The organism is Salipiger sp. HF18 (genome assembly GCF_011806505.1).
Taxonomy (GTDB): domain Bacteria; phylum Pseudomonadota; class Alphaproteobacteria; order Rhodobacterales; family Rhodobacteraceae; genus Salipiger; species Salipiger thiooxidans.
In genome coordinates this window covers 1-3,577 of record NZ_JAATOS010000400.1, presented here as the reverse complement: position 1 = coordinate 3,577, position 3,577 = coordinate 1, and the positions used below count along the sequence as shown (strand labels likewise).

The 3,577-nt window shown below is 69.9% G+C and carries 2 protein-coding genes and 1 pseudogene; all 3 read right to left on the bottom strand.

The window, feature by feature from the left end; genetic code table 11:
• Positions 1 to 231: 231 nt before the first annotated feature.
• Positions 232 to 462 carry a class I SAM-dependent methyltransferase gene (locus HC022_RS29405; protein WP_254885212.1) on the bottom strand — a complete coding sequence of 77 codons (231 nt, stop codon included), beginning with the start codon at positions 460 to 462 and terminating at the stop codon, positions 232 to 234.
• Positions 459 to 2,084: a citramalate synthase gene (cimA, locus tag HC022_RS21280; protein WP_167453752.1), complete on the bottom strand. Its 1,626-nt coding sequence runs from the start codon at positions 2,082 to 2,084 to the stop codon at positions 459 to 461. The genes HC022_RS29405 and cimA overlap by 4 nt, the downstream gene beginning before the upstream one ends.
• Before the next feature lie 115 nt (positions 2,085 to 2,199).
• Positions 2,200 to 3,562: pseudogene (gene cysS, locus HC022_RS21275) on the bottom strand (cysteine--tRNA ligase).
• Positions 3,563 to 3,577: the final 15 nt, after the last annotated feature.

Below are 3,577 nucleotides of genomic sequence, written 5' to 3'. Positions count from 1 at the left end.
TCGCCCGCCCAGAAGTCGCGCACCGCCTGCGGCTCGTCCCCGCCCAGGTACACGCCCTGCGAGAAGGCCACCGCCCCGCCCGGGGCCAGCGCCCCCCCGCCAGCCGCGCAGCCCCTCGGTGACGCCGAGGAAATAGATCGCGCCCGCGGAGCAGATCAGGTTTTAGGGCCCCGAGAGCGCCGCCATGTCGCCCACCGAGACCCGCGCATTGGGCAAGCCCCAAAGCCGCGCCTAGGCCGCCGCCACGAAGGCGGGAATCGCCTCGATCCCCTCCACCTCTCCCGAGGGCAGCGCCCGCGCCAGCGTCGCGCAATCGGCGCCGGTGCCGCAGCCCGCGTCGCAGACCCGCACCGCGCCCGCGACCCCCAACACCTCCAGCGCCCAGAGCGCATCTCCGGCCAGCCCCGGCCCCTGCCGGTCCAGCCGCGCATAGAGCGCCACGAACCCGGGCGGCAGCGTCATGCCTTGCCGGCCTCCCCGCAGTCGCGGATCAGCTTCCAGCGCACCGCGTCGAGCAGCGCCTCGAAGGAGGCGTCGACTATGTTGGCGCTCACACCCACCGTCTGCCAGCGCCGCCCGGCGCCGTCCTGGCTGTCGATGATGACCCGCGTCACCGCCTCGGTGCCGCCCTGGGTGATGCGCACCTTGAAGTCGACGAGGCGCATGTCGTCGATCACCTCCTGGTAGGGCCCGAGATCCTTGGCCAGCGCCTTGGCGAGCGCGTTCACCGGACCGCGGTCGTGGCCCTCGTTGTCGAGGCTGTCCGACACCGAGAGCTTCTTGTCGCCGTCGATGCGCACCACGACCACCGCCTCGGACAGCGACACCATGCGGTCGTACTTGTTCTTGCGCCGCTCGATGGTCACCCGGTAGCGCTTGACCTCGAAGAAGTCCGGCAACCGCCCCAACTCCTCGCGCGCCAGCAGCTCGAAGCTCGCCTGCGCGGTGTCGTAGGTGTAGCCCTCGGCCTCGCGCGCCTTGATGGTCTCGAGGATCCGGGCCAGCGCCGGATCGCCCTTCCCGACCTCGAGCCCCGCCTCGGCGAGCCGGCGGCGCAGGTTCGACTGCCCGGCCTGGTTCGACATCGGGATGACGCGGCGGTTGCCCACCGCCGAAGGCTCGATGTGCTCGTAGGTCGAGGGGTCCTTGAGGATCGCGCTCGCGTGCAGGCCCGCCTTGTGGGCAAAGGCCGAGGACCCCACGTAGGGCGCTTGCCGCATCGGCACGCGGTTCAGCACCTCGTCGAGCATCCGGCTGGTCTGGGTCAGCCCCTCCAGCGCCGCGCGGCTGACGCCGATGTCATAGGCGCTGGCATAGGGCTCCTTGAGCAGCAGCGTCGGGATCAGCGAGGTCAGGTTGGCGTTGCCGCAGCGTTCGCCGAGGCCGTTGAGCGTGCCCTGCACCTGCCGAACGCCCGCGTCCACCGCCGCCAGCGTCGCCGCCACCGCGTTCTCGGTGTCGTTGTGGGTGTGGATGCCGAGCCGGTCGCCGGGGATGCCGCCCGCGATGACCTGCTTGACGATGCCGTAGACCTCGTGCGGCAGCGTGCCGCCGTTGGTGTCGCAGAGCACGATCCAGCGCGCGCCAGCCTCGAACGCCGCCCGCAGGCACTCGAGCGCATAGGGCGCGTTCGCCTTCCAGCCGTCGAAGAAATGCTCCGCGTCGAACAGCGCCTCGCGGCCCTGGGCCACGATATGCGCGACCGAGGCGCGGATGTTCTCGACGTTCTCCGGCAATTCGATGCCAAGCGCCGCGGTGACGTGGTAGTCATGGGTCTTGCCGACGAGGCACACCGCCTGCGTCCCGGCGTTCAGCACCGCCGCCAGCACGTCGTCGTTCTCGGCCGAGCGCCCGGCCCGCTTGGTCATGCCGAAGGCGGTCATCACCGCGCGCGTGGCGCCGACCTCGTCGAAGAAGGCAGAATCCGTGGGGTTCGCCCCCGGCCAGCCGCCCTCGATGTAATCCACCCCGAGCCCGTCGAGCGCCGCCGCGATGCGCAGCTTCTCGGCGGTCGAGAACTGCACCCCCTGCGTCTGCTGCCCGTCGCGCAGCGTGGTGTCGTAGAGGTAAAGTTTCTCCGTCATCTCCACGCCCTCGCATCCATTGGCACGAAATATCCTCGGGGGGGCTCGGCTTGCCCGAGCGGGGGGCAGACAGCCCCCCTCCGGCGCCCGTCAGGGGCACGTTCGCAGACGGTCATCACACCCCCTCCAGCTTGGCCGCGTCGAACCCGGCGCCGGGCAGCAGCTCGACCCCCGCCTTCGACATCCGCACCTCGACCCCCGCCGCGAGCAGCGCGGTCTTGAGCCGGTCGACCTCGGAGAAATCCTTGCTCTCCATCGCCGCGCTCCGCGCCCCCGCCAGCCGGTCGGCCAGCGCCGTAAGATCGACGGACACCGCGGCCCAGTCACCCAGTTCCGGCGTCAGCAGCCCGAGAAGGCCCGCGCCCGCTTTCAGCGCAGCAGCATCGCCAGCGCCCGCGAGCTTGTGTAGCTCGGCCCGCGTCGAGGCCGTCGACCATGGCGCGCCACTTGCGCAGGGTGGCCTCGGCCTCGCGGGCCTTCTCCGCCGTCCAGTCCATCGGCTTGCGGTAATGCGTCGAAAGCATGACGAAGCGGATCACCTCGCCCGGGACGCCGGGCAGGCCGTCATGACCGTCGAGCAAGTCCCGCACGGTGAAGAAATTGCCCAGCGACTTGGACATCTTCTTGCCCTCGACCTGCAGCATCTCGTTGTGCAGCCAGGTCTGCGCCATGCGCTCCACGCCGTTGGCGCAGCAGCTCTGGGCGATCTCGTTCTCGTGGTGCGGGAAGGTGAGGTCGTTGCCGCCGCCGTGGATGTCGAAGAGATGCGGATGCGCCAGCGCGGCCTCGGACAGGCGGCCTTCCTCGAGCGGCGTCTTCCAGAGCAGCTCCTCGGCCATGGCCGAGCACTCGATGTGCCAGCCCGGGCGACCGCGGCCCCAGGGACTGTCCCAGCCCGGAAGGTCGGGCTCGGAGGGCTTCCACAGCACGAAATCCATCGGGTTGCGCTTGTAGGGCGCGACCTCGACCCGGGCGCCGGCGATCATGTCGTCGACCGAGCGGCCCGAGAGCGCGCCATAGGCCGTGTAGCTCTCGACCGCGAAGAGCACGTGGCCCTCGGCCTCGTAGGCGTGGCCCTTCTCGATCAGCTCCGAGATCATCGCCACCATCTGCCCGATGTACTGCGTCGCGCGGGGCATGTGGGTGGGCTCCATCACCCCCACCGCGGCCATATCGTCGAGATACCATTGCGTGGTCTCGGCGGTGATCTCGCCGATGCTCCGGCCGCTCTCCTTCGCCCGCGCGTTGATCTTGTCGTCGACGTCGGTGAAGTTGCGCACGTAGGTCACGTGGTCCGCGCCGTAGACCTCGCGCATCAGCCGGAAGAGCACGTCGAAGACGATGGCCGGGCGGGCGTTGCCGAGGTGGGCGCGGTCATAGACCGTGGGTCCGCAGACGTAGATCCGCACGTGCTCGGGGTCGATGGGCCTGAACGGCTCCTTCTTCCGGGTGCGGGAATTGGTCAGCGAAATATCCATGGCGCGCTCATTAGA

Coding starts and splice junctions, on each gene's coding strand:
- HC022_RS29405 (WP_254885212.1), bottom strand. CDS start 462: ATGACGCTGCCGCCCGGGTTCGTGGCGCTCTATGCGCGGCTGGACCGG.
- cimA (WP_167453752.1), bottom strand. CDS start 2,084: ATGACGGAGAAACTTTACCTCTACGACACCACGCTGCGCGACGGGCAG.